21 protein-coding genes and 1 tRNA gene are annotated in these 24,030 nt (G+C 72.6%); 4 read left to right on the forward strand and 18 right to left on the reverse strand.

Translation table 11 applies throughout. The features are described 5' to 3' along the window. Nucleotides 1-18: 18 nt before the first annotated feature. On the reverse strand, nucleotides 19-810 hold the full coding sequence (locus ACIP82_RS27010; RefSeq protein WP_400656991.1) for a methyltransferase domain-containing protein: 792 nt from the start codon (nucleotides 808-810) through the stop codon (nucleotides 19-21). A gap of 111 nt (nucleotides 811-921) precedes the next feature. Between ACIP82_RS27010 and ACIP82_RS27015 the strand changes: the two genes are divergently transcribed. Then, a complete protein-coding gene (locus ACIP82_RS27015; protein ID WP_363606976.1) occupies nucleotides 922-1,419 on the forward strand; it encodes a MarR family transcriptional regulator in 498 nt (165 codons plus the stop codon). A gap of 227 nt (nucleotides 1,420-1,646) precedes the next feature. Here the strand turns inward: ACIP82_RS27015 and ACIP82_RS27020 are convergent, their stop codons facing one another. The 3 genes from ACIP82_RS27020 to ACIP82_RS27030 all read right to left on the reverse strand — a co-directional run bounded on the left by ACIP82_RS27020 (nucleotide 1,647) and on the right by ACIP82_RS27030 (nucleotide 3,828). After that, complete coding sequence (locus ACIP82_RS27020) at nucleotides 1,647-2,663, reverse strand: LuxR C-terminal-related transcriptional regulator (protein ID WP_400656994.1); 1,017 nt, start codon at nucleotides 2,661-2,663, stop codon at nucleotides 1,647-1,649. A gap of 188 nt (nucleotides 2,664-2,851) precedes the next feature. Then, complete coding sequence (locus tag ACIP82_RS27025; RefSeq protein WP_400656996.1) at nucleotides 2,852-3,136, reverse strand: hypothetical protein; 285 nt, start codon at nucleotides 3,134-3,136, stop codon at nucleotides 2,852-2,854. 74 nt (nucleotides 3,137-3,210) lie between these two features. Continuing rightward, nucleotides 3,211-3,828, reverse strand: coding sequence for an NADPH-dependent FMN reductase (locus tag ACIP82_RS27030; RefSeq protein ID WP_400656998.1), 618 nt, complete (start codon nucleotides 3,826-3,828; stop codon nucleotides 3,211-3,213). A gap of 125 nt (nucleotides 3,829-3,953) precedes the next feature. On the opposite strand from ACIP82_RS27030, the gene ACIP82_RS27035 reads away from it, so the two are divergent. Continuing rightward, nucleotides 3,954-4,613, forward strand: coding sequence for a TetR/AcrR family transcriptional regulator (locus tag ACIP82_RS27035; protein WP_363606972.1), 660 nt, complete (start codon nucleotides 3,954-3,956; stop codon nucleotides 4,611-4,613). Between the two features lie 148 nt (nucleotides 4,614-4,761). Here the strand turns inward: ACIP82_RS27035 and galE are convergent, their stop codons facing one another. From galE to ACIP82_RS27055, 4 genes are all read right to left on the reverse strand, one after another. After that, the gene (gene galE / locus ACIP82_RS27040; protein WP_400657000.1) at nucleotides 4,762-5,724 is read right to left on the reverse strand and encodes a UDP-glucose 4-epimerase GalE; all 963 of its coding nucleotides are present in this window, start codon (nucleotides 5,722-5,724) and stop codon (nucleotides 4,762-4,764) included. A 174-nt stretch (nucleotides 5,725-5,898) separates the two neighbouring features. Continuing rightward, nucleotides 5,899-6,567 carry a response regulator transcription factor gene (locus tag ACIP82_RS27045; RefSeq protein WP_363606969.1) on the reverse strand — a complete coding sequence of 223 codons (669 nt, stop codon included), beginning with the start codon at nucleotides 6,565-6,567 and terminating at the stop codon, nucleotides 5,899-5,901. A 180-nt stretch (nucleotides 6,568-6,747) separates the two neighbouring features. Then, nucleotides 6,748-6,820, reverse strand: a tRNA-Thr gene (locus ACIP82_RS27050). A gap of 76 nt (nucleotides 6,821-6,896) precedes the next feature. After that, nucleotides 6,897-7,307, reverse strand: a complete 411-nt coding sequence (locus tag ACIP82_RS27055; RefSeq protein WP_400657003.1) for a winged helix-turn-helix transcriptional regulator — start codon at nucleotides 7,305-7,307, stop codon at nucleotides 6,897-6,899. 163 nt (nucleotides 7,308-7,470) lie between these two features. Here ACIP82_RS27055 and ACIP82_RS27060 point away from each other — a divergent pair, with 163 nt between their 5' ends. Beyond that, the gene (locus tag ACIP82_RS27060) at nucleotides 7,471-8,076 is read left to right on the forward strand and encodes a flavodoxin family protein (protein ID WP_363606966.1); all 606 of its coding nucleotides are present in this window, start codon (nucleotides 7,471-7,473) and stop codon (nucleotides 8,074-8,076) included. 20 nt (nucleotides 8,077-8,096) lie between these two features. On the opposite strand, the gene ACIP82_RS27065 is transcribed toward ACIP82_RS27060, so the two are convergent. The 5 genes from ACIP82_RS27065 to ACIP82_RS27085 form a co-directional block, all read right to left on the reverse strand. Next, nucleotides 8,097-9,437, reverse strand: coding sequence for an MFS transporter (locus tag ACIP82_RS27065; protein ID WP_363606964.1), 1,341 nt, complete (start codon nucleotides 9,435-9,437; stop codon nucleotides 8,097-8,099). Nucleotides 9,438-9,644: 207 nt separating this feature from the next. Beyond that, nucleotides 9,645-10,871, reverse strand: coding sequence for a type VII secretion-associated serine protease mycosin (gene mycP / locus ACIP82_RS27070; RefSeq protein ID WP_400657005.1), 1,227 nt, complete (start codon nucleotides 10,869-10,871; stop codon nucleotides 9,645-9,647). A 118-nt stretch (nucleotides 10,872-10,989) separates the two neighbouring features. Next, nucleotides 10,990-12,384: a type VII secretion-associated serine protease mycosin gene (gene mycP, locus ACIP82_RS27075; protein WP_400657007.1), complete on the reverse strand. Its 1,395-nt coding sequence runs from the start codon at nucleotides 12,382-12,384 to the stop codon at nucleotides 10,990-10,992. A gap of 146 nt (nucleotides 12,385-12,530) precedes the next feature. Continuing rightward, nucleotides 12,531-14,192: a WXG100 family type VII secretion target gene (locus ACIP82_RS27080; protein ID WP_400657009.1), complete on the reverse strand. Its 1,662-nt coding sequence runs from the start codon at nucleotides 14,190-14,192 to the stop codon at nucleotides 12,531-12,533. Nucleotides 14,193-14,235: 43 nt separating this feature from the next. Next, a complete protein-coding gene (locus tag ACIP82_RS27085; protein ID WP_400657011.1) occupies nucleotides 14,236-14,787 on the reverse strand; it encodes a hypothetical protein in 552 nt (183 codons plus the stop codon). Nucleotides 14,788-15,177: 390 nt separating this feature from the next. On the opposite strand from ACIP82_RS27085, the gene ACIP82_RS27090 reads away from it, so the two are divergent. Beyond that, a complete protein-coding gene (locus ACIP82_RS27090) occupies nucleotides 15,178-17,166 on the forward strand; it encodes an FUSC family protein (RefSeq protein WP_363606957.1) in 1,989 nt (662 codons plus the stop codon). A 6-nt stretch (nucleotides 17,167-17,172) separates the two neighbouring features. On the opposite strand, the gene ACIP82_RS27095 is transcribed toward ACIP82_RS27090, so the two are convergent. The 5 genes from ACIP82_RS27095 to metG all read right to left on the reverse strand — a co-directional run bounded on the left by ACIP82_RS27095 (nucleotide 17,173) and on the right by metG (nucleotide 23,875). Continuing rightward, entirely contained in the window at nucleotides 17,173-19,008 is a 1,836-nt protein-coding gene (locus ACIP82_RS27095) for an ABC-F family ATP-binding cassette domain-containing protein (RefSeq protein ID WP_400657014.1), read from the reverse strand. A gap of 211 nt (nucleotides 19,009-19,219) precedes the next feature. Continuing rightward, complete coding sequence (locus ACIP82_RS27100) at nucleotides 19,220-20,146, reverse strand: 4-(cytidine 5'-diphospho)-2-C-methyl-D-erythritol kinase (protein ID WP_400657016.1); 927 nt, start codon at nucleotides 20,144-20,146, stop codon at nucleotides 19,220-19,222. Then, entirely contained in the window at nucleotides 20,143-21,111 is a 969-nt protein-coding gene (gene rsmA / locus ACIP82_RS27105) for a 16S rRNA (adenine(1518)-N(6)/adenine(1519)-N(6))-dimethyltransferase RsmA (RefSeq protein WP_400657018.1), read from the reverse strand. Before rsmA ends, ACIP82_RS27100 begins: the two co-directional genes overlap by 4 nt. A 266-nt stretch (nucleotides 21,112-21,377) precedes the next feature. Continuing rightward, complete coding sequence (locus ACIP82_RS27110) at nucleotides 21,378-22,253, reverse strand: TatD family hydrolase (RefSeq protein ID WP_400657020.1); 876 nt, start codon at nucleotides 22,251-22,253, stop codon at nucleotides 21,378-21,380. After that, nucleotides 22,253-23,875, reverse strand: coding sequence for a methionine--tRNA ligase (gene metG, locus ACIP82_RS27115; protein WP_400657022.1), 1,623 nt, complete (start codon nucleotides 23,873-23,875; stop codon nucleotides 22,253-22,255). The genes ACIP82_RS27110 and metG overlap by 1 nt, the downstream gene beginning before the upstream one ends. Nucleotides 23,876-24,030 lie beyond the last annotated feature (155 nt).

The raw sequence follows: 24,030 nt of genomic DNA on the forward strand, positions 1-24,030 counted from the left end.
CGGAGGTACCGGCGATGCTCAGCGGCGGACGGCCACCGCGAAGATCCGCCGGAACGGGAAGACGGTGCCGTGCGGTCCCGCGGGGTAGGCCTCGCGGAGCAGGGCGCCGTACTCGGCGAGGAAGGCGGCCCGGTCGACGGGGTCGGTGAGCCGGGTGAGGACGGGGCGCAGGGCGGTGCCCTTGACCCATTCCAGGACGGGGTCGGCGCCGGTGAGCAGGGTGCTGTAGGTGGTCTCCCAGACGTCGACGGCGCAGTCGGCGTCGGCGAGGGTGGCCAGGTACTCGGCGGGCCGGTGGACGCCCGCGCGGGTGGCGTTGTCGCCGACGGCGTCGCGCCAGCGGGGGTCGCGGCGGAGTTCGGCGAGCAGGGTGTGGCTGGGTGAGCCGAAGTTGCCGGGGACCTGGAAGGCGAGGACGCCGCCGGGCCTGAGGGCGTCGGCCCAGCGCGGAAGCAGCGCGAGGTGCCCGTCCACCCACTGGAGGGTGGCGTTGGACACGATCAGGTCGGGCGCGGCGGTGGCCGGGTCGTAGTCGCGGGCGTCGGCGAGCCGGTAGTCGGCGGTGGGTTCGCCTTCGGTGCGGGCGGTGGCGAGCATCTCGGCGGAGTTGTCGATGCCGGTGATGCGGGCTTCGGGCCAGCGTCGGCGCAGGACGGCGGTGGAGTTGCCGGGGCCGCAGCCGATGTCGAGGATCGTGGCGGCGGGTTCGTGGGGAACGGCGGGGACGCGGGCGAGCAGATCGCGCAGCGGGCGGGTCCGTTCGTCGACGAAGCGCAGGTACTGTTCCGGGTCCCAGACGGGGGTGCTCATGATCGTCCTCACAAGTATCTCGACATCAAGATATCCAGGCGCAGCCTCCACGCTACATTTCTCGATGTCAAGAGACTTCACATCGACACATCCCCCGATACACTGATCGTCATGGAGGACGAGGTCGACCGCCTGGTCGCAGCATGGCGCCGAGAGCGCCCCGACCTCGACGTGGAACCACTTGAGGTGCTCAGCCGGGTCAGCCGACTCGCCCGGCACCTCGACCGCGCCCGCCGGACCGCCTTCGCCGAGCACGGCCTGGAGCCGTGGGAGTTCGACGTCCTGACCGCGCTGCGCCGGGCCGGCTCCCCGTACCAGCTCTCCCCCGGCCAGCTGCTCACCCAGACCCTGGTCACCTCCGGCACCATGACCAACCGGATCGACCGTCTCACCGGCAAGGGCCTGGTCAAGCGCCTGCCCGACCCGGACGACCGGCGCGGTGTGCTGGTCCGGCTCACCGACGACGGGCGCGACCGGGCCGATCAGGCGCTCGCCGGCCTGCTCGCCCACGAGCGCGAGCTGCTCGCCCAGCTCAGCGCCGGGCAGCAGGGCGAACTCGCGGGGCTGCTGCGGCAGTTGGTCGCCCCGTTCGACAACATCCCGGGCTGAGCACACCCCCCGGCCGGCCCCCGCGCCGGCGGCCGGCTCCGACGATCAGGGTGCGTAGGCCGGTCGGGGGTACGGCGGCGGCGCTGGGACCGTTCCGGGCCGTGTCCGGGTCGTTCCGGGCCGGGTGTGAGCCGTTCCGGACCGTATGCGGGCGTGCGGAAGTACGGTGCGGCGACATCTGCCCCCGGTTTTCCCTGACCTGACGAACCTGAGTCGGTACCGGGGTGTCACGGGGAGCCGACGCCGGGAGCTGTGGTCGAGGCGACGGATGGTGGGGCGCTGGGGGCGGCCGGTTCGGACGGGCTGACGCCCGCCCGGCGGGCGACCGCGACGGCGGCCAGGGTGGAGTGCACCCCGAGCTTGCCGAGGACGTTCTGCATATGGGTGCGGACGGTGTGCGGGGAGAGGTAGAGGCGTTCGGCGACGGCCTGCCGGCCGAGGCCGGCGACCATGCAGCGCAGGATCTGCTTCTCCCGCGGGGTGAGGGTGTCGACGAGACGTTCGCTCTCGGTGCGGTCCCGTCGCGCGGTGGTGAGCTCCCGGATGACACCGGTGAGCAGGGCGGGCGGCAGGTGGGTCTCGTCGCGCAGGACGCCACGGATGACGGCCAGGAGGCGGGCCAGCGAGCTCTCCTTGGCGACCCAGCCGGTGGCGCCGGCGTGCAGGGCCCGGGCGGCGCGGTGCGGGTCGTCGGCGGTGGCCAGGACGATCGCCTTCAGGCCGGGGTGGTTGCGGCGGATCCGGGCGAGCAGGGTGATGCCGTCGGGCGCCGGGGGGACGGGCCGGTGCGGCTCCTGCCGGTACGGTTCCGGCCGCTGGATCTCCTGGCGGCGGAGCTCGGGCCGGTACGGCTCCTGCCGGTGCGGTTCGGACCGCTGCGGTTCGGCCGGGTGCGGGGCCTGGTGCGGGGGCGACGAGCCGGCGGGCGGTGCGGGTGCGACGGCCGGACGGCGGGGCGCGGGCACGCTGGGCGGCAGGCGCCGCCGCGCGGCATCGGGCGGGTCGGCGCCGGGCTGGCGGGGTTTGCGCGCTCCCCCGAGGACGCCCTCGCCGCCGAGGTCGGCGTCGATCAGGACGACGTGGAAGGCGCGGCCCTCGGTGGCGGCGCGCTCGAGCGCGCGCTCGGCGGCGGCCGCGCTGCCGGCGGCGCCGACCTCGACGTCGGGCTCGGCGGTGAGCGCCGCGGCCAGTGCCTCGGCGAAGATCCGGTGGTCGTCGACCACCAGGACGCGGATCCGCCCCATTGCCACTTCCCCCCTGCTAGACCCGGCCCGCGCCCGGGGTGACGGCCCAGACTCCGGTGCCGCGACCTGGGCACTTCTCCTCGGCCCACCCCCCGGACGGCCGGTCGGGCCCAGGCGCCGGCCCCCACCGGTACCGAATTCAGCGTACGGGGTAGGGGGCGGCCCGGCGGGGGTTTGGTGAACTTTCGTCAGGAGGTGCGAATTTGCTGCCACTTGGCGCTCGGAAGCGGCCCGGGGCCGGTGGTTTCGGGGGTGTCGGTGCCTGGGGGCGTCAGCCCCCCGCCCCGGCCGCCGGCCGGCGTGGTGAACGGCGGCCGGGGGGCCTGGAAGCCCTCGGCAGGGCGGTTGAGGGCGACGTCGACGATCGTGGCGTCGAGGACGGTCACCAGCGAGCCGAGGGCCACGACCGCGGCGGTGCGCGGGCGGGGTGGGGCGGGTGCCGCGGTGGTGGCGGCGGGTACGGCGGCGCTCATCGGCCCCTTGGACGGTCGGGCTTCGGGGCCCGGCCCGGGTGCGCGGCTCTTGACGGGTGGTCGGGGCGGGCAGGTCAGACCGCGTACGGGCGGGCGGTGCGGGCGTCCCGCAGGGCGTGCGCCCACCAGGTGAGCTGGTCGAGCATGCCCTTGGCGGCCCCGTTCGGGACGGCCGGGTCGACGGGCTCGCCGTCGTCGCCGAAGACGGCCCAGGCGCCGTGGAAGCTGACGGTGTCCCGGACGGTGACGGCGTGCAGCTCGGCGAAGACCAGCCGGAGCTGCTCGACCGCGCGCAGCCCGCCGCCGAGTCCGCCGTAGGAGACGAAGCCGACCGGCTTGGCCTGCCACTCGGCGCGGTGCCAGTCGATGGCGTCCTTGAGGACGCCGGGGAAGCTGTGGTTGTACTCGGGGGTGACCACCACGAAGGCGTCGGCGGCGGCCAGTCGCGGCGAGAGCGCGGCGAGCCGCCCGGCCTGCTCGGCGGTGGGCTCGTCACCCAGGCGGGGCAGCGGGTGGTCGGCCAGGTCGATGACGTCGAGGTCGAGGTCGTCCCGGCCCCGGGCGGTGCGCAGGAACCAGTCGGCGACGGTGGGCGCGAAGCGGCCCTGCCGGCTGCTGCCGACGATGACGGCGAGCCGGTACGGGGCCGTGGCCGGCGTCTCGGACGTGGCCTGACGAAGGGTCTCGGGCATTGCGGTCTCCAGGGTTGCGACGTTTCACCGGACGGTCGCCGCCCGGCCGGACGGTACGTCAGGTAAAGTACAACGTGTATGGCAATGAGTAAAACGATGACTGCATCTTTCTCGGAGGAGCCTCGATGACCAGCCAGGACGAGACGACGCCCCGGCCCCGCCGAGGGCTCGCCGAGAAGCGTCAGGCCATCACCCGGGCCGCCCGTACGGTCTTTGGTCGCGACGGCTACACCCGCGCCGGCATCGACGCCATCGCGGCGGAGGCCGGGGTCTCCACCCGGACCATCTACAACCACTTCGCGGGCAAGGAACTGCTCTTCCAGACCGTCGTCCAGGAGAGCGCGGGGCAGGTCAGGGACGCCCACCTGGAGGTCATCGGGCGCACCCTGGCCAAGGTCACCGACCTGGAGGCGGACTTCACCGCCCTCGGCCTGGCCTGGGTGAGCGCGCTCACGGAGTTCGCCGACCACTTCGCGCTGGTCCGGCAGATCAACGCCGAGGCCGGACATCTGCCGAAGGCCCTGCTGGACGCCTGGCAGCAGACCGGGCCGCGCCGGGCCATGGCCGAACTCGGCAGCCGGTTCGGCGAGTTGGCCGCTCAGGGCCTCCTGGACGCGCCCGACCCGGCGCGCGCCGCCCAGCACTTCGTGCTGCTGACCGGGACCGAGGTCACCCAGCGCTCGTACTGGGGCGCGCATCCGCTCACCGGGCAGGAGACGACGGAGATCATCACGGCCGGCGTACAGGCGTTCCTGCGCGCCTATGCCGCGCGCCCGGCGCACTGACGGCCACGCACTGACGGCCACGCACTGACGGCCGCGCGCCGACGACCCGCATACCGACGACCGCACGCCGACGACCGGCGCCCGGACATGCCCGAGGCGCCGCCCCCCGACCGGTGGGAGCGGCGCCTCGGACCGGAGCCTTCGAGCCTTACTGGCCGTTCTTCTCCAGGGTGAACTTCCAGGCGTCGGCGACGATGTCGTCCAGGTTCGGACGACGCGGGGTCCAGCCCAGCGCCTGGTGGGCGCGCTCGGCGGAGGCCACCAGAACGGCCGGGTCGCCGGCCCGGCGGCCGGAGGTCACCACCGGGATCTCCCGGCCGGTGACCCGCTTGACCGACTCGATCACCTCGCGCACCGAGAAGCCGCTGCCGTTGCCCAGGTTGCAGATCAGGTGCTCGCCCGGCTTGGCCGCGTCCAGCGCCAGCAGGTGCGCCTCGGCCAGGTCGGCGACGTGGATGTAGTCGCGGATGCAGGTGCCGTCCGCGGTCGGGTAGTCGTCGCCGTACACCGCGATGTGCTCGCGCTGCCCGAGGGCGGCCTGGAAGACCAGCGGGATCAGGTGCGACTCGGGATCGTGCCGCTCGCCGTACGCGCCGTACGCGCCGGCCACGTTGAAGTAGCGCAGCGAGACGGCGGCCAGGCCGTGGGCGACGGCCTCACTGGTGATCAGGTGGTCGACGGCCAGCTTGGTGGCACCGTAGGTGTTGGTCGGCGAGGTGCGGGCGGTCTCGGCGATCGGGACGACCTCCGGCTCGCCGTACACGGCGGCGGTGGAGGAGAACACCAGCTTGCGCACACCGGCCTTGCGCATCGCGGCGACCAGCTCCAGCGAGCCGGCCACGTTGTTGCGCCAGTACTTCTCCGGGTCCGCGACCGACTCGCCGACCTGCGAGGAGGCGGCGAAGTGCAGCACCCCGTCGAAGGAGCCGTCCAGCACCTCGCCGGCGTCCTGAATGCGTCCGGACACGAACTCGGCCCCGGCCGGCACGCCCTCGCGGAAGCCGGTGGAGAGGTCGTCCAGGACGGTCACCTGGTGTCCCGCCTCCAGCAGGTGGGCGGCGACCACACTGCCGACATAGCCGGCGCCACCCGTGACCAGGTACTTACTCATGATGAGACCTCCAGCGGGCGATGGTCCGCCGCCTCGGCGGGCCATCGGTGACGTACGTACGACTGGGGCCTATTCTCCCTGGCCGCCGGGGGTGCTCCGGACCACCCGGGAGCCCTTTCCGGACCATCCGGCCGCGACCGTCCGCCGGGCCCGGCCGCCGCCGGAACCGCCCCATCAGCCCTGGGCCATCCGCTCCAGCAGCCCGGTCCTGGCCGCGACCGCCGCCGCCTCCAGCCGGGTGCGCGCGCCGAGCTTCATCAGCACCCGCTGGACGTGGGTCCGGGCGGTGCTGGCGGCGATCCGCATCCCGGCCGCGATCGCCGCGGTGTCCTCGCCGTCCGCGATCCGGGCCAGCACCTGGACCTCACGGCGGGTCAGCAGCCGCAGCAGCCGGACGGCTTCGTCGTCCGGCTCGGCGGCCGGTCTCAGCAACTGGTCGAAGGCGCCCCGCAGGACGTCCACCGCGACCGCCGCCTCGCCCGCCCGGGCCCGGGCGATGGCCCGCTCGACCACCTCGATCCGCTCGTCGCTGGGCACGTAGCCCGCCGCCCCGGCCGCGAACGCGCCTGCCACACCGCGCAGTTCACCGACCGGCCCGAGCACGATGACGGCCACCTCGGGCCGCTCCCGGCGGATCCGGCGCAGCCCGTCGAAGGCGCCGGGTTCGGCCGGACCGGTTACCCCGAGCAGACACACCTCGGGTCGACGGCCGGCCACCAGGTCGGCGGCCGCGCCGGCCGGCGAGCCCACCGCGAGCACTCGGTGGCCGCGCAGCTGGAGCGCGGCGGCCAGCGCCTCGGCCAGCAGCCGGTGGTCGTCGACCACCACGAGTCGAACGCCCATGACGCCCTCCAGGTCGGGGTCCGGCCCGCGTCCACGCCCGTTGGGGCGGGCGGCCGATGACGCACCATCACAGCGCATTCCGGGCCCGGCCCGCTAGGCCGCGTCACGCCCCCGTACACCCCGACGCCGGTGCGGGGACACGAAAAAGACCCTCGCCGTTGGGCGAGGGCCTTTCACTTGAGCCCCCATGCGGAATCGAACCGCAGACCTTCTCCTTACCATGGAGACGCTCTACCGACTGAGCTATAGGGGCGAACCGGTCGAACAAGGAAGACATTACACGGCTGGCGGGCCAGAAGGGAAATCGGCTCCGGCCGGCCGCACCGGCCTCAGCCGTCGGCGTGCGCCCGGTCGAACTCCTCGCGGGCGGCGAGCATCAACTCGGTGTGCTCCTCGGCCCAGCGCCCGAGCGGCGCCACCAGCACGGCCAGTTCACGGCCGAGCGGCAACAGGTCGTAGACCACGCGCGGCGGCGTCTCGGGGTGCACCGTACGACGCACCAGGCCGTTCCGCTCCAGGGTGCGCAGCGACTGGGTGAGCATCTTGCGACTGACCCCGTCGACCGCGCGCTGCAGTTCGGAGAAGCGCTGCGGGCCGAGTTCGCCGAGGCTCATCAGGATCAGCATCGACCACTTGTCCGCCAGCTCCGCGAACATGGCCCGGCTCGGACAGAGCTGAGCGAAGACATCGAGCTCATGGGCCCGCTCCGGCCCGGCCGGGGAGCGCTCCTGCGTCGTCATGCCCTCCAGGGTAACGGGGAAGGTCTCCGATCCACCCTTGGTAACCAATAGAGACTTGGTCTATATTGGAGACCGTCGGGAGGCCGGGAACGCCGCCCCTTCCGGCCTGCCCTTCGAGCTTTCTCCCGTGCCCCCATCCCTCCCTCCCAGGAGCGCCCACGCCATGACCGCCATCCGCCCGACCGTCGCCATCGCCTTCCACTCCGGCTACGGCCACACCGCCGTCATCGCCGAGGCCGTGGCCCGCGGCGCCGCCGCCACCGGCGCCGAGGTCGTCTCGGTCGCCGTCGACACCATCACCGACGAGCAGTGGGCCCAGCTGGACGCCGCCGACGCGATCGTCTTCGGCTCACCCACCTACATGGGCACCGCCTCCGGCGCCTTCCACGCCTTCGCCGAGGCCAGCAGCAAGCGCTGGTTCGGCGACGCCTGGCTGGACAAGGTCGCCGCCGGCTTCACCAACTCCGCCTCCAAGAGCGGTGACAAGGCCGGCACCCTGGGCTTCTTCCAGACCCTGGCCTTCCAGCACGGCATGAGCTGGGTCAGCCTCGGCCTCAAGCCCGGCTGGAACTCCAGCACCGGCACCGAGAACGACCTCAACCGCCTCGGCTTCTTCGCCGGTGCCACCGCCTCCACCCCCTCCGACCTCGGCGCCGACGCCGTGCACAAGGCCGACATCGCCACCGCCGAGCACCTCGGCGAGCGGGTCGCCAAGCACACCGCCGTCCTGCTGGCCGGCCGCGCCGCCCTGGCCGCCCAGGCCGCCTGAGCCCGGTCGCCCCACCCGCGTCACGCCGCCGGATCCGCCCCCAGCACGGGCGCCCGGCGGCGTCCGCCGTCCACCCCGACAGCCCCGAGCTCCGCACCGCTGGTCTCCGGCAGCAGCCGCAGACAGAGCAGCGCCACCGCCCCCAGCCCCGCCAGATACCAGCCGACCGGCTCCGCCGTCCCGTACGCCTCGGTCAGCCTGGTCGCGATCAACGGGGTGGTCGCCCCGCCCACCACACCGCCGAGGTTGTACGTCAGCGCCGCCCCCGTGTAGCGCACCCTGGTCGGGAACAGCTCCGGCAGGAACGCCGCCACCGGCCCCAGCAGACACCCCAGCACCACCATCGCCCCCGCCAGGGCCAGGAACATCAGTGGCCTGCGCACCGTCTCCAGCAGCGGGAACAGCACCAGCGACCAGGCCATCGCGAGCCCCGTCGCCATCTGCAGGGTGCGCCGGCGCCCCCACTGGTCACTGCGCCGTGCGCTCACCCAGACCGTCACCCCCTTCCCCGCGGCGCCCACCAGCAGCATCGACAGCAGCAGCGTGCTCGGCACCCCGAGCCCCGTCGTCGCGTACGCCAGCGCGTACGTGGTGGTCAGATAGAACAGCGCGTACCCCACGGTGATCGCGCCGCAGCCGATCAGCACCGTCCGCCAGTGCCCGCGCAACACCTCCACCACCGGCGGTCGGCCCCGCTCCTCCCCTGCCCGGAACAACGGCGTCTCCTCGATCCGCAGCCGGACGAACAGCCCCACCGCCACCAGCACCAACGACGCCAGAAACGGCACCCGCCAGCCCCAGGCGGCGAACGCCCTCTCGTCCAGCACCAGTTGCAGCACCAGGAACACCCCGTTCGCCAGCACGAACCCGCTGACCGGCCCGAGCTGCAGAAACGCCCCGTACCGCCCGCGCCGCCCGGCCGGCGCGTTCTCCGCGATCAGCAGCGCCGCCCCGCCCCACTCCCCGCCCAGCCCCACGCCCTGGCACACCCGCAGCACCACCAGCGCCACCGGCGACCACCACCCCCACACCTCGTACCCCGGCATCAGCCCCACCGCGGCCGTCGACAGCCCCATCAGCAGCAGCGACACCACCAGCATCCGCTTCCGCCCCAGCCGGTCCCCGAAGTGCCCGAACACCACCGCCCCCAGCGGCCGCGCCAGAAACGCCACCGCGTACACCGAGAACGCCGCCAACAGCGCCCCCACCCTGCCCAGTTCGGGAAAGAACACCCCACCGAAGACGAGCGCCGCCGCCGTCCCGTAGAGAAAGAAGTCGTAGAACTCGATCGCCGTACCGATCAGCGCCGCGGCCGCGGCTCGCCGCAACTGGGCCGCCCGCCGGGCTTCCTGCGTATCCATACCGCCACCCTGACGACCCCCCGGCCCCACTGACAGCACCCACCCGGGTGACACCGGCGCACACCCCCACCCCGCACGCCCACCTCACGCACCCACGCGCACATCAGCCCACCGCGCCCCGGCTCCCCCGCCGGCCATCGACATCCACATCCGACGACCGGCTTCCCCTACCGCCACCGCGTGCACGGATCACCGCCCGACCACCGCCTACCGGGCAGCGGCCCGCCTCCGCACCACGAAGAACACCACCCCGGCCACCAGCACCAACCCGACAACCACCGCCACCACCAGCGGCACCACACTCCCGGAGCCGGACACCCCATCAGCCTCCGGCCGCACGGCAGGCGACCCCACCGGCGTACTGTCCTCGGTCGGCGCCGCCCCCGACCCAGCCGATGCGGAGGAAGCCACCGCCGACGGCGAAGCCGAAGCCGAAGGCACCCCCACCGGCTGCTCCGGAATCGGAGACACATCCGCCGGACCCGGATCCCCCGGCTCCGTCAAAGCAACTCGGGGCCGGACAGCTCCATAACCAACGCTGTCATTCCGACCGGACCCATCCGTCGGCTTACCCGCAGTATTGAGAAGAACCCGGGCGATCTGGTTTCCGTTCCAGTCCGGATGGACCGCCCAGACCAAAGCCGCAGAGCCCGATACAACAGCCGTGGCGTCGGACGTGCCATGCCCCTTACAGTAGCCAGAGTTTGCCGTACAGGCGCTATAGATGTCGACGCCTGGAGCAACAAGGTCAACCTGCGGCCCCTCGTCGGACTCCGCCGTGCCTTTCCCGCTCTGGTCAACGGCGCCAATGCCCAGCACAAGCGGAATCGCTCCCGGATACTCGACAGGACTACCCTCTTGGCCAGAGTTACCAACACTGGCCAAGACCAAGGAACCCTTACCGCTTGCATATGCCACAGCGCTTTTGAGTGCCGCCGCATCCGAGTCCGATGCGTTACTCGCAGCACCTCCCTGAGAGACACTAATAACCTTGGCTCCCCGATCGGCAGCATAGACAATGGCTTGACCGATCTGCCCAAGAAACTCCGAGGAACTCACGGAAGATCCCGAGTTCAAGCTATTCTTGATCTTCAGCGGCAGGATCCTGGCGCCAGGAGCGAGGCCGTAGGCACCTTTTCCATTCAGCCCCCTACCGGTCCCCGCAATGATTGAGGCCATTTGCGTGCCGTGGCCAGTCTTATCATCGCCAATTCCCCCGGGAAGGCCACTGAAATCCTTCCCAGGCAAGAATTGTCCGGCCAGATCAGGATGGTCCAGTTTGAAGCCGCTGTCGATCACCGCGACCGTGACGCCTTGCCCCTTGCTGGTCTTCCACATGTCGGGCGCCTTCATGACATCCAGGTGCCACTGTTGTTCACGGACCGAATCGGCCGCGAGCGCCGGCGACACAGCCGGCCCCGCGATCGCACCCATCGCCAAACACGCCGAAGCGGCCCCCCGCCACCACAGCGCCATGCCCGTCCGCCGCACCGCGCCCCCTCCTCACCCTCCCCGTCGGCCGAGAGATCACGCCCCGGCCAGTCGCCTTCCTCTACCGCGCATACGGATTGTCACTCGGCGGAGCCGACGGCCCGTACGAGGGCGGAGCCCCGGGCCCGCCCTCCGACGGAAGCTGCCCCTGCCCCTGCCCCTGCCCCTGCCCCTGCGGATATCCCACCGGCGGCACCACCGCTACCTGCCTGGCGGCGGATCGCCTCCGCACCACGAAGAACACCACCCCGGCCACCAGCACCAACCCGACAACCACCGCCACCACCAGCGGCACCACACTCCCGGAGCCGGACACCCCATCAGCCTCCGGCTGCGCGACAGGCGACCCCACCGGCGTACTGTCCTCGGCCGGCGCCGCCCCCGACCCAGCCGACGCGGCCGCCGAGGGCGTCTCCGATACAGAAGGGGTCGGCAAGGCCGAAGACGTAGGCCCCCCAACCGGCTGCTCCGCAATCGGATACAAATCCGCCGGCCCCGGATCCCCCGGCTCCGTCAACGCAATTCGAGGCCGGACTACGCCGTATCCGACGGCGTCATTCCGGCCAGACCCATCAGTGGGTTTACCTGCCGTGTTGATGAGCACCCGAAGAACCTGGTTTGGAGTCCAATCCGGATGCACTGCCCAGACCAGCGCGGCCGAGGCAGAAACAATGGCTGCCGCATCTGAAGTGCCATGGCTCTTGCAGTAGCCCGACGGGCCGGTGCAGGCACCGTACATATCCGTCCCGGGCGCCACGAGATCAACCTGCGCACCCTGCTCCGATTCGGTTGTCGCGATGCCCTTCTGATCGGCCGCGCCAACACCCACCACATGCGGCAAACCACCCGGATACTCAACAGGGTTTCCCGACTGTGCCGAGTTTCCGACGCTGGAAACCACCAACGCACCCTTGGCATTCGCGTGCGCAATGACACTGTTCAGGTTGGCCACGTCGTCAGGGAAGGTCCGCGTCGCACTGATGCCCTGCGAGATGTTGATGACCCTGGCACCCTGGTCAGCCGCGTAGGTAACAGCCTGCCCGATCTGGCCGAGAAGCTCGGACGAGGTGACGGCTCCCCCATCGGAACCATTTTTGATCTTCAGTGGAAGAATCTTGGCACCCGGAGCGAGGCCATAGGCCCCCTTACCGGCCATGCCTTTACCAGACCCTGCGATGAGGCTCGCCATAGCTGTCCCGTGTCCCTCGGCATAGGAGCCGATCCCTCCGGGAAGCCCGCTGAAGTCCTTGCCCGGCAGCAACTGCCCCGCCAAGTCTGGATGATCCAGCTTGAAGCCACTGTCGATCACCGCGACAGTCACCCCTTGCCCCTTGCTGGTCTTCCACATGTCAGACGCCTTCATGACATCCAGATGCCACTGCTGATCACGAATCGAATCCACCGCAGCCGCCGGCAGCACCCCGGGGCCGAAAACGACGCCTGCGGCCAGCAACACCGCAGCGGCTCCCCGCGAATATCCCCCTACATTCGTCCGCCGCATCCCAGCTCCCTCGTGAGTCTCCCCGTCAGCCGAGGGCTACGCCCCGGACAGGTCTGCCCGGCCACCAAGGCGTATCCAGTGGCCGGGCAGGCATTCCAGTACTACTCAATCACGCCCGGATTGCTTTGCGGAGTACCGCTGGTCCAGGTCTCCTCGTCCTCGTGCAGGTAGTCGGCCCGCTTACGACGGTCGCGCTCGTTCTTGCCCGCGCCACCCGCCATGCCGGGGCTCATCATGCCGTTCTGGCCCGAACGGGCTCCGCCCTCAGCTCCCGCGGCGGCGCCGGCCCGATTGCGCAGGCCGGTGCCGCCGGGCGTGAACTCGCCACCGACAACCGGGCCCTTGCGCCCGCCGACGGTGCCGCCGCTGGTCGAGGTCAGACCGCGCCCGCGCGCGCTGCCGCCCGAGCCGCCGGCACCGTGGCCGCCCATGCCCGGGTGCATACCGCCACCCATACCGCCCGCGCCCCCCATGCCACCGGCCGCTCCGGACCGGCCCGCCTGGGCCTCGCGCGCACCGAAGACCGTTCCACCACCGGTCGGCCCCGGGGCCCCGCCCTTCGCAGGCAGAGCGCCCCCACCGAAACTGCCGGCTCGGCTCGAAATCGAACCACCGCCGCCGCCCTTCGCCGGGACCGACCCGCCTCCGCCGGGTCCAAAGCCTCCGAGAGGAAGCGAACCACCGCCCGGATACCCACCGTCTGCGCCCGGGCCGCCAGGGAAACCGGGGCTGCCACCCGGACCGCTCGGAGGCAGGCTGCCGCCACCACCCGGCACGACCGGACCGGTCTGCCCAGGCAAAGTCGGCACGGACGGCAGGCTGTTGAGGTCGGTGCCAGGACGGTCGGTCGGGTACCAGGGCTGCGGCGACGGCCCGGGGACACCGGGGTCGTGCGGCAGCGACGACGGCCCGTGGTGCGGCGGAACCGAGTCGATGTGACCCGACCCGTCGGACCCCTGTGGGCCCGGCGCAGGCAGGTGAGGGGGAACCGACCCGCCGCTGTAGCCGCCGCCGGACGGGGTGTAGCTCCCGCCACCGCCACTACTGCTGCCCGTACGAGGAGTGCGAACGGTGCCGCCCGAACCGGTACTGCCGCCTCCACCAGTTGAGACGTCAGTCGAACTGTCTCGGCTGGCGCCGTCGCCTGGCATCCCCGGCAGGGTCGGCAGCTTCAGCCCGTTCAGTTTGGTCGTCGCCGCCTCGTACGCCTGCCCCAGTTTCTCCATCTGGTGGATGGCCTCCTGGTGCGCCGCCTCGACCCGCTTCTGAGCCGCCTGTGCCTCCGTCGCGGTGACCCAGTTGTGGTTGACCCGCTTCATGATGTCGTCGACGGACGGGGTCGTAGTGGCGCTCCCGAAGCCGTACACGGCCTGCTGAGTTGGCGTCACGTTCGGGCATGGCTGAGTGTTGCGCTTGTCGACCGTCGCGATGTCGGTCTTCGGCACCTCGGGTACGCCGGTCTTGGCGGTGCTGAGCGCCTCGCCGGCCTGGACCATGGCCTCGCCGGCGCCCTTCGAGTACTCGCTGATCATGGCGGCCGACTTGTTCAGGTTGCCCGCCCAGGTCTTGAAGTTGTCGGCGGCCGGCCCCTCCCACTGGATCTGGCCGAGGTGGGCGGCCAGAGCCCGGCTCAGGTCGTCCAGGACCCGACTCGCGGCCTTGAGCTGGTTGCCCCGGCTCGTGACCTTGGACGGATCGGTGTTGGCGACCATGGCCTTGAGATTGCCGTGCTCGAACCCTTCGAATTTCGTTCCGCCTGCCATCACTTACTCCCCGTTTTGCTGAGACTCTCTCCCCGGCCCACCATCAGTACGTACCGCCAACGCCACCCTGCCCCGGCGCCGGCCCGTTCGGTCCGGCCGCCGGGGTGTAGCTGCCGGCGTTCTTGGCGACGGTCTTCGCGGCGGCGGTCTGGTGCTCCTCGTTGGTCCCGTAGTTGCCCGCCGTCCGGGCCACCGCTTCGCTCATCTTCGCGATCTGATCGGCGAAGTCCTTCGAGAGCTGGGCGATCGCCGCGTGCGTTTTCTCGTAGGCCGCCATCAGGTCGGAGGACTCGGTGAACCCCGTCCCGAAGTTCCCCGGTGTCAGCTTCTGTTCCTGGATCTTGTGCTGTGCCGCGTCCGAGCCCTCCAGGGACGCCAGCAGCGCGTCGACCTTCTTCTTGAAGTTCGTCAGCGTGTCCAGCTCGATCTTGACGTCATTGGACCCGAACGCCGTCACCAGGGCGCTGGCGCTGACGTCGGTCTGGACCTGGCTGACCACTCTGCCGATCCAACTGTCATTGAGCGACCACGGCTTCACCTCGCCGTTGGGCCCGTCCGCCCAGCCCGCGCCGCCCGGTCCAGCCTCGCCAGCCACCGCAATCCACCTCTCCCCCGCGCGCGGGGGCGCCCCCTGGGCCGCCGCACCGCGACACACCGTCAACTTCTCGGTCGTACCGTCCTGCTCGGCGAACCGATCGTCCTGTGGGACGGTCGGCGCCCCGGCCATCGTAGTCATCACCTCTGTCGCACCGGCAGGGCCCATGGCACGACCGGGCGCGATCGGTACGAACTTGACACGCGCCCCGGGCCGGGGGGCTCGACCCGGGCCCGGACCACCCCGGGAATGCCGGGCGCCGGCCGGTAGACTGGCTGGGCCCGGTTCGACCGGGTACGACCTCATCTGCCGCGCAATGTCGCACAGCAGCGACCCCCGCCATCGTTCACCCGCACGGGGCGGGCCCAGCAGCGGAACGGACGTGATCACGTGCCTCCCGGGCAGCCCAGCACCCCCGGCCCCAGCACCCCCGGCCCGAGCCCCCGCCGGAGCGCCCCCTGGTGGGCCCGCGCCGCCCGCCCCGCCCGGCCGCCGCTTCCGCTGGCGCTGATGCTGCGCGCGGCGGTCGGCATGGCCGTCCCGCTGACGGCCGGCCTGCTCGCCCACCGCCTGGACCTCGGCGTCTTCGCCGGCCTCGGGGCGATGCACGCGACCATGAACGACCGCATCGAGCCGACCCGCCTGCGCGCCCCCAGGATCGCCTCCGCCGTCCTCGCCTCCGCGCTCGGCATGCTGATCGGGATGTCGCTCCAGGAGTTCCGGGCCGGCGCACTCACCCTCGGCGCGGCGCTCACCGTGACGGCCTTCGCCTCCGGCGCGCTGAGCGCCACCGGGCCGCGCGGGTCCGCGGCCGGGATGCTCCTGCTGGTCTCCGCGGCGCTGGGCAGTGGCATGCCGATGGCCCGCCCCTGGTGGGCGGCGCCGCCGATGATGCTGGTGGGGGCGGCGTTCGTGGTCCTGCTCGGTCTGCCGCACCGGAGCTACCGCCGTCCTCGCGGGGATCCGCGCAACCGCGCCCTCGCGGCCGCGTACGACGCGCTCGGGCGCACCCTGGCCGACCTCGGCACACCGCGGGGCGCGGCCTCCCGCCAGGTTCTGACGGCCCGTCTGAACCAGCTCCAGGATCTTCTCCCCCCGCCCCACCCCCGGGTCCCCGAGTCCCCCCGCACCGTCCGGCTCCGCCGGATGTACGAGGCCGCGCTGGCCGCCACCGAGGCGGCGAGCGGGCTGCTCTGGGCCAGGCGGCCCGTCCCGCCGGAGGTCGCCGCGGTCCCCGGCCTGCTGGCCCGCGCGGTGGAGCGCGGCGGCGGCGAGGTGGCGGTGCCCGACTGGCAGCCCGACACGCCGTCCCGGCAGGCCCTGGACGTGGCGCTGCGCGCCGCCGCCGAGACCGTCGCCGGCCGGGAGGCCGTGCTCGGCACCGCGCCGCCCCCGCCGCCCGACCCCTGGCGGCTGCGGGTCCGGCTGCTCTCCCGCGGCTCGGTCCGGTACGGCCTGCGGGTGGCGCTGTGCATCGCGGTCGGCTCGGCGGCCACCGCGGCCTACCCGCTCAGCAAGAGCTACTGGGTGCCGATGACGATCGCGTTCGTCCTCAAGCCGGATCTCGGCTCGGTCTTCCTGCGCGCGGTCAGCCGCTCGATCGGCACCGTGCTGGGGGTGGCGGTGACGGCGGCCGTCCTCTCGCTCACCACCGACGAGTGGGCGCTGACCGCGATCGCCGCGTTCTGCGTGGCCCTGCTGCCGTACGCCACGGCGGCGCACTACGGCCTGAACACCGTCGTCATGACGCCGATGGCGCTGATCCTGCTGCAGCTCGGCGGGCAGAGCAGCGCGGCCGAGTTCTGGCCCAGGGTGCTGGACACCTCGCTGGCCAGTGCCATCGTGCTGCTCTTCGGCTATCTGCTCTGGCCGGAGCGCACGCGCCACCGGATCGAGCCCCGTCTGGTGGCCGCGACGACCGCCCTCCAGGCCTATCTCTCCTCGGTGGCGGGGCTCACCCGGGACGCACCGGCGGACGGGCCCGCCCGCCCCGGTCCGCGGCAGCCCGTCGCCGAGGTCTGGTTGCGCCGCACCGCCTACCGCGCGCTGGCGGAAGCCCACCGGGAGGTGCAGCAGGGGCTCACCGAACCGCCGCCCACCGGCCGGCTGGCCGAGCAGTGGCTGCCGGCGACGGTCGCGCTGGAGCGCCTCAGCGGCGCGGTGGCGGCGTACGCGGCGCAGATCCGCTACGGCGGACGGGTGCCCGACCCGGCCGAGGTGGCCCGGGTCCGGCAGGCGCTGGACGAGCTCACCGCGGCCGCCCGGGAGCACCGCCCGCCGGCCGGTCCCGCGGTCCGCCCGACCAGGCCGCACGACCCGACGCGCAGCGCGCTGGGCCGTGCGGCGGACGAGCTGGAGACCCTGCTGGGCAGCGGCTGAACCGGGTCAGACCTGCTCGGCCAGCTCCAGCCAGCCCATCTCCAGCTCCTCCTTCTCGCCCCGGACGGCGCGCAGTTGCGCGTCCAGCTCCGCGACCTTGGAGAAGTCGGCGGCGTGCTCGGCGAGTTGGGCGTGCAGCTTGGCCTCCTTCTCGTCCAGCTTGGCGATCTGCCGCTCCAGCTTCTGCATCTCCTTCTTGGCCGCCCGCACGTCCCCGGCCGACATCGCCGGGGCCCCGGCCGGCGCTCCGGCGGAGTCCGCGGCGGCGGCGGACGAAGCGGCGGAGGCGGCAGAGGCGGCGGCCGCCGCCATCCGCGCCCGCCGCTCCAGGTACTCGTCGACGCCGTTCGGCAGCATCCGCAGCTTCTTGTCGCCGAGCAGCGCGTGCACCACGTCGGTCGTCCGCTCGATGAAGAACCGGTCGTGGCTGATCACGACCATGGAGCCGGGCCAGCCGTCGAGCAGGTCCTCCAGCTGGTTGAGCGTCTCGATGTCGAGGTCGTTGGTCGGCTCGTCCAGGAACAGCACGTTCGGCTCGTCCATCAGCAGCCGCAGCAGCTGGAGCCGGCGCCGCTCGCCACCGGAGAGGTCACCGACCGGCGTCCACTGCTTGTCCTTGCCGAAGCCGAACTGCTCGCAGAGCTGCCCGGCGCTCATCTCCCGGCCCCTGCCGAGGTCGACGCGGCTGCGCACCTGCTCGACCGCCTGCAGCACCCGGGTCGTCGGCTCCAGTTCGGCGACCTCCTGGGAGAGGTAGGCCAGCCGCACCGTCTTGCCGACCTTGATCACACCGGAGGCGGGCTGCACGTCGCCCTCGGAGGCGTAGGCGTCCCGCATCGCGCGCAGCAGCGAGGTCTTGCCGGCGCCGTTGACCCCGAGCAGGCCGATCCGGTCGCCGGGGCCGAGCTGCCAGGTGAGGTTCTCCAGCAGCAGCTTGGGGCCGGCCTTGACGGTGACGTCCTCCAGCTCGAAGACCGTCCGGCCCAGCCGGGCGTTGGCGAACTTCATCAGCTCGCTCTTGTCGCGCGGGTCCGGCACGTCGGCGATCAGGGCGTTGGCGGCCTCGATCCGGTAGCGCGGCTTGGAGGTCCGGGCGGGGGCGCCGCGGCGCAGCCAGGCGAGCTCCTTGCGGGCCAGGTTCTGGCGCTTCTGCTCCTCGACGGCCTCGATCCGGGAGCGCTCGGCACGGGCGAAGACGTAGTCGGAGTAGCCGCCCTCGTACTCGTGCACCGAGCCGTGCTGGACGTCCCACATCCGGGTGCAGACCTGGTCGAGGAACCAGCGATCGTGGGTGACGCAGACGAGCGCGGAGCGGCGGCCCTGGAGGTGCTTGGCGAGCCAGGCGATGCCCTCGACGTCGAGGTGGTTGGTGGGCTCGTCGAGGACGATCAGGTCCGGCGCGCCGAGGAGCAGCTTGGCGAGGGCGATCCGGCGGCGCTCGCCGCCGGAGAGCGGGCCGATGACGGTGTCCAGGCCGTCGGCGAAGCCGGGCAGGTCGAGGCCGCCGAAGAGGCCTTCGATGATGTCTCGGATCCGGGCGTCGCCGAGCCACTCGTGGTCGGCCCGGTCGGCGATCACCTCGTGCCGGATGGTGGCCTGGGGGTCGAGCGAGTCGTGCTGGGTGAGGACGGCCAGCTGGAGCCCGCCGGAGTGGGTGATCCGCCCGCCGTCCGGCTCCTCCAGCTTGGCGAGCATCCGGATCAGGGTGGTCTTGCCGTCCCCGTTGCGTCCGACGACGCCGATCCGGTCCCCTTCGCTGACGCCGAGGCTGACCCCGTCCAGAAGGGCGCGGGTGCCGTAGACCTTCGTGACGGACTCGATGGTGGCGAGGTTGACGGCCACGTGTGCTGCGCTCCTGGGTTCGGCGGTCTCGGGGCTGGCCCGAAATCTCGGGGTGGAACCCCGATCCTCCCCAGCCTAATGCGCCGACCCGGGCCCCCTGCCCCGCCGGACGCCGGGCCCCTGCCCGGCACCGGTCACGCCCGTACCGGGCCGCCCCGACACGCCGCCCGCCCCACCCCGACGAGCCGCCCGGAACGGCCCTGGGCTCCCGTTACGCCGGGATGCCCGCCCCCGCCACCGGCCCGTAGGTGGCGTGCGCCGTACGGCACGCACCGGACGCGCGCAGGGCCTCGGCGACGGCGGCCGCCGAGTCGGCGTCCTTGGTGAGGAAGGCGCAGGTCGGGCCGGAGCCGGAGACCAGGGCGCCGATCGCACCGGCCTCGGTGCCGGCCCGCAGGGTGTCGGCGAGCGCGGGGCGCAGCGAGAGGGCGGCCTGCTGGAGGTCGTTGGCGAGCGCGGCGGCCAGGGCGACGGCGTCGCCGTCGGCGAGGGCGGCAAGCAGCGCGGGGTCGGCGTCGGGGGTGGGCACCTCGGTGTCGGTGGAGCCGGTGCCGGCCTCGTCGCGGAGGCGGTCGCACTCGCGGAAGACGGCGGGGGTGGAGAGCCCGCCGTCGGCGACGGCGAAGACCCAGTGGAACGTCCCGCCGACGGGCAGCGGCTCCAGGATCTCGCCGCGTCCCCGGCCGAGGGCGACGCCGCCGACCAGTGCGAACGGTACGTCGGAGCCGAGTTCGGCGGCGAGTTCCAGCAGGGTCTCGAAGGGGGTCCGCAGGCCCCAGAGGGCGTCGCAGGCGATCAGCGCCGCAGCGCCGTCGGCGCTGCCGCCGGCCATGCCGCCGGCCACTGGGATGGCCTTGGCGATGTGCAGGCGGACGTCGGGGGCGGCCAGTCCGTGGTGGGCGGCGAGCAGCCGGGCGGCGCGGGCGGCGAGGTTGCTGTCGTCGAGCGGGACGGCGGCCGCGTCGGGGCCGGAGCAGCTGAGGGTGACGCCCTCGCCGGGGGTGGCCGCGGTGGCCGTCACCTCGTCGCCGAGGGCGACGGCGAAGAAGACGTTCGCCAGGTCGTGGTAGCCGTCGGCCCGCAGTCCGCCGACCCCCAGCTGGACGTTGACCTTGGCGGGGACCCGTACCGTGATCACTGCTGCTCCGTCTTCTCCGACTGATCGGCCTGATCGGCCTGCTCCGTCCGGCCCGCCGCACCCGCCGATCCCGCCGGCTTCTGCTCGGCGATGGCGGCGAACTGCTCCACCGTCAGCATCTCGCCGCGCAGCTTGTGGTCGATCCCGGCGGCGGCGAGCGCCTGTTCGGCCGCGGCCGGGGAGCCGGCCCAGCCGGCCAGCGCGGCGCGCAGGGTCTTGCGTCGCTGGGCGAACGCGGCGTCGACGACCGCGAAGACCTCCTCGCGGCTGGCGGTGGTGCGCGGCGGGTCGCGGCGGATCAGCGAGACCAGCCCGGAGTCGACGTTGGGCGCGGGCCAGAACACGTTGCGCCCGATGGCGCCGGCCCGCTTCACCTCCGCGTACCAGTTGGCCTTGACCGACGGGACGCCGTACACCTTGTTCCCCGGCTTGGCCGCGAGCCGGTCGGCGACCTCGCTCTGCACCATCACCAGGGTGCGTTCGATGCTGGGGAAGGTGGCGAGCATGTGCAGCAGCACCGGCACGGCCACGTTGTAGGGCAGGTTGGCGACCAGCGCGGTCGGCGCCGGGCCGGGCAGCTCGGTGACGTCCATCGCGTCGCTGAACACGAGGTCGAAGGCGTCGGCCTTGCCGGGCAGCCGGGCGGCGACGGTGTCCGGCAGGTGGCGCGCCAGGACGGGGTCGATCTCGACGGCGGTGACGTGCTCGGCGACCTCCAGCAGCGCCAGCGTCAGCGACCCGAGTCCGGGTCCGACCTCGACCACCGCGTCCTCGCCCGTCACGTCCGCGGCCCGGACGATCCGCCGTACGGTGTTGGCGTCGGTGACGAAGTTCTGCCCGCGCTGCTTGGTCGGCTTCACGCCGAACGCGGCCGCCAGCTCCCGGATGTCGGCGCCGCCCAGCAGGGCGGCCCCTCCGGCCGGGGGCTGCGGGAGGCTGTCAGGGGTGGGATCGGTGGTGCTCACGCGCCAAGGATACGGGCGCGGCGGGCGCTCAGAGTTCGACGACCGCCGCGAGGTCGATCTCCACGGGGTACGGCCACGGAGGTGCGCAGCACCCCTTCGTGCCGGGCGACGGGCAGATAGACGCCCTTCTCCTCGTCCCGGTGGAACTCATGGACGACGGCTCGGCGGCCATCGCCACCTCCCCCACCGCACTCATGCCAACCAGCCTTACAGCGCCACGAGAGTGCCGAACCGTTTCCCCTGAACCGAATATTCGTGCGACCCGCTCAGTAGCCGAAGGCCCTGGCCGTGTTCGCCGCGATCGCCGTCGCGAGTTCGTCCTCGTGCAGGCCGAGCGTCCCGGCCATCGAGCGGACCGTGACCGGGATCAGGTACGGCGCGTTGGGCCGGCCCCGGTAGGGGTGGGGGGTGAGGAAGGGCGCGTCGGTCTCGACCAGGACGCGGTCGAGCGGGGTGGCGACGAGGGCGTCCCGCAGCGGCTGGTTGGCCTTGAAGGTGACCGGGCCGGCGAAGGAGAGGTACCAGCCGTGCTCGGCGCAGATCCTGGCCATCGCGGCGTCGCCGGAGTAGCAGTGGAAGACCGTCCGCTCGGGGGCGCCCTCCTCCAGCAGGACGGCGATGACGTCCTCGTGGGCGTCCCGGTCGTGGATCACCAGGGCCTTGCCGTGCCGCTTGGCCATCGCGATGTGGCGGCGGAACGACTCCTTCTGGATCTCCACGCCCTCCGGGCCGGTGCGGAAGTAGTCGAGGCCGGTCTCGCCGACCGCGACGACCTGCGGCAGCGCGGCGAGCGCGTCGATCTCGGCGAGGGCCGCGTCGAGCGCGGCCTGCCCGCCGGCCGGGCGCTGCTGCCCGGACCAGCCGTCGGGGTCGCCGAGGTAGATCCGGGGCGCCTCGTTGGGGTGCAGGGCGACGGCCGCGTGCACCTGCCCGAACTCGGCCGCGAGGTCGGCGGCCCAGCGGGAGCCGGGCACGTCGCAGCCCACCTGGACGACGGTGGCGACCCCCACCGAGGCGGCCTTGGCGAGGCCCTCGGCGGGGGTGCCGGACTGCATGTCCAGGTGGGTGTGCGAGTCGGCCACCGCCACCGCCAGCGGGGCGGGCAGCGGCGGTGGGGTCGACCGGTCGTCCGTCTTGGCCATCAGGAGGCGGACTTCTCTTCCAGGCGGGGGAACAGGATGTCGCCCTTGGTGACGGTGGCGCCGACGGGCAGCCGGCCCCAGTCCGCGACAGTGGCGACGGTCTGGCCGGCCAGCTCGCCGAGGCCCGCGTCGGCCGCGCCCAGCGAGGCCCAGAGCTTCTCGGCGGTGCTCGGCATCACCGGGTTGAGCAGGACGGCGGTGGCCCGCAGCGCCTCGGCGGCGGTGTAGAGGATGGTCGCGAGGCGCGCCCGGCCCTCCGCCGAGTCGTCCTTGGCGACCTTCCAGGGCTCCTGCTCGGTGAGGTAGCCGTTGACCTGCTTGACGAACTCGAAGATCGCCGCGAGGCCGCCGGCGAAGTCCAGCTCCTCACCGATCTTCCGGTCGGCGGTCGCCGCGGCGGCGGTGAGCCCGTCCGCGACGGCCTGCTCGGCGTCGCCGTGGGCGGCCGAGGCCGGCAGCACGCCGTCGAAGTACTTGCCGACCATGGCGGCGACCCGCGAGGCGAGGTTGCCGAAGTCGTTGGCGAGCTCGGAGGTGTACCGGGCGGTGAAGTCCTCCCAGGAGAAGGAGCCGTCCGTGCCGAACGGGATCGCCCGCAGGAAGTAGTAGCGGTACGCGTCCACGCCGAAGTGCGAGGTCAGGTCGGTGGGCGCGATGCCGGTCAGGTTGGACTTGGACATCTTCTCGCCGCCGACCATCAGCCAGCCGTTGGCGACGATCCGCTTGGGCAGCGGCAGCCCGGCGGCCATCAGCATGGCCGGCCAGATCACCGCGTGGAAGCGCAGGATGTCCTTGCCCACCAGGTGGACGGAGGCGGGCCACAGCTCGGCGAACCGCTCCGGGTCGGCGCCGTAGCCGGCCGCGGTGATGTAGTTCTGCAGCGCGTCCACCCAGACGTACAGGACGTGCTTCTCGTCCCAGGGCAGCGGCACGCCCCAGTTGAAGGTGGAGCGGGAGATCGAGAGGTCCTGCAGCCCCTGCTCGACGAAGCGCAGCACCTCGTTGCGGGCCGACTCGGGGGCGATGAAGCCGGGGTTCTCGGCGTAGAACTCCAGCAGCTTCGGGCCGTACGCGGAGAGGCGGAAGAAGTAGTTCTCCTCCTCCAGCCACTCGACCGGCTTCTTGTGGATCGGGCAGAGCTTCTCGCCCTCGGCGGTGCCGTCCAGCAGTTCGGCGGGGAGCTTGTACTCCTCGCAGCCGACGCAGTACGGGCCGGAGTAGCCGCCCTTGTAGATCTCGCCCTTGTCGTACAGGTCCTGGACGAACTCCTGCACCCGGTCGGTGTGGCGCTGCTGGGTGGTGCGGATGAAGTCGTCGTTGGCGATCTCCAGGTGCTCCCAGAGCGGCTTCCACGCCTCCTCGACCAGCTTGTCGCACCACTCCTGCGGGCTGACGCCGTTGGCCTCGGCGGTGCGCAGGATCTTCTGGCCGTGCTCGTCGGTGCCGGTCAGGTACCAGACCTTCTCGCCGCGCTGACGGTGCCAGCGGGTGAGGACGTCGCCCGCCACGGTGGTGTACGCGTGGCCCAGGTGCGGGCGATCGTTGACGTAGTAGATCGGGGTGGAAACGTAGTACGCCGGGGTCGGGGTCCCGGTGGTGCTGTGGTCTGCAGTGGCCGCCATGGTCGGAAATCTTAGTCGCGTGCGGGGGCCGCCCCCCCCCCGGGGGGGGGGGGGGGGCCCGCCCCCCGGGGCCCCGCCCCCCCGGGGGGGGGGGCGCCCCCCCCCCGGGGGGGGGGCGGGGGGGGGGGGGCCGCGCGCCCCGGGGCCCCCCCCCC

The organism is Kitasatospora sp. NPDC088548 (assembly GCF_044753005.1).
Classification (GTDB): domain Bacteria; phylum Actinomycetota; class Actinomycetes; order Streptomycetales; family Streptomycetaceae; genus Kitasatospora.

What these genes read in the sequence shown, in the direction of transcription:
- ACIP82_RS27045 (WP_363606969.1), bottom strand. Translation starts at nt 6,567, where the DNA reads ATGGGCGTTCGACTCGTGGTGGTCGACGACCACCGGCTGCTGGCCGAG.
- ACIP82_RS27060 (WP_363606966.1), top strand. Translation starts at nt 7,471, where the DNA reads ATGACCGCCATCCGCCCGACCGTCGCCATCGCCTTCCACTCCGGCTAC.
- ACIP82_RS27010 (WP_400656991.1), bottom strand. Translation starts at nt 810, where the DNA reads ATGAGCACCCCCGTCTGGGACCCGGAACAGTACCTGCGCTTCGTCGAC.
- ACIP82_RS27015 (WP_363606976.1), top strand. Translation starts at nt 922, where the DNA reads ATGGAGGACGAGGTCGACCGCCTGGTCGCAGCATGGCGCCGAGAGCGC.
- ACIP82_RS27035 (WP_363606972.1), top strand. Translation starts at nt 3,954, where the DNA reads ATGACCAGCCAGGACGAGACGACGCCCCGGCCCCGCCGAGGGCTCGCC.
- ACIP82_RS27080 (WP_400657009.1), bottom strand. Translation starts at nt 14,192, where the DNA reads ATGGCAGGCGGAACGAAATTCGAAGGGTTCGAGCACGGCAATCTCAAG.
- mycP (WP_400657005.1), bottom strand. Translation starts at nt 10,871, where the DNA reads ATGGGTGCGATCGCGGGGCCGGCTGTGTCGCCGGCGCTCGCGGCCGAT.
- ACIP82_RS27110 (WP_400657020.1), bottom strand. Translation starts at nt 22,253, where the DNA reads ATGGCCAAGACGGACGACCGGTCGACCCCACCGCCGCTGCCCGCCCCG.
- galE (WP_400657000.1), bottom strand. Translation starts at nt 5,724, where the DNA reads ATGAGTAAGTACCTGGTCACGGGTGGCGCCGGCTATGTCGGCAGTGTG.
- ACIP82_RS27020 (WP_400656994.1), bottom strand. Translation starts at nt 2,663, where the DNA reads ATGGGGCGGATCCGCGTCCTGGTGGTCGACGACCACCGGATCTTCGCC.
- ACIP82_RS27030 (WP_400656998.1), bottom strand. Translation starts at nt 3,828, where the DNA reads ATGCCCGAGACCCTTCGTCAGGCCACGTCCGAGACGCCGGCCACGGCC.
- metG (WP_400657022.1), bottom strand. Translation starts at nt 23,875, where the DNA reads ATGGCGGCCACTGCAGACCACAGCACCACCGGGACCCCGACCCCGGCG.
- ACIP82_RS27065 (WP_363606964.1), bottom strand. Translation starts at nt 9,437, where the DNA reads ATGGATACGCAGGAAGCCCGGCGGGCGGCCCAGTTGCGGCGAGCCGCG.
- ACIP82_RS27025 (WP_400656996.1), bottom strand. Translation starts at nt 3,136, where the DNA reads ATGAGCGCCGCCGTACCCGCCGCCACCACCGCGGCACCCGCCCCACCC.
- ACIP82_RS27055 (WP_400657003.1), bottom strand. Translation starts at nt 7,307, where the DNA reads ATGACGACGCAGGAGCGCTCCCCGGCCGGGCCGGAGCGGGCCCATGAG.